General features: G+C 65.5%; 1 pseudogene. It reads right to left on the minus strand.

What is annotated here, in order from left to right:
- Positions 1-255: pseudogene (gene tuf / locus AB4Y43_RS40655) on the minus strand (elongation factor Tu); the annotation flags it as partial.

Consider the following 255-nt stretch of genomic DNA (forward strand, 5'->3'; position numbering starts at 1 on the left):
TGACGATGCCGCGCTCGACGCGACCCGTCACCACCGTGCCGCGACCCGAGATCGAGAACACGTCTTCCACCGGCATCAGGAACGCGCCGTCAACGGCACGCTCCGGCGTCGGGATGTACGTGTCCAGTGCGTCGGCCAGGTTCATGATCGCCACTTCACCCAGTTCGCCCTTGTCGCCTTCCAGCGCCAGCTTGGCCGAACCCTTGATGATCGGCGTGTCGTCGCCCGGGAAGTCGTACTTCGACAGGAGCTCGC

This window comes from Paraburkholderia sp. BR10872 (assembly GCF_040965835.1).
Lineage (GTDB): Bacteria > Pseudomonadota > Gammaproteobacteria > Burkholderiales > Burkholderiaceae > Paraburkholderia > Paraburkholderia nodosa_A.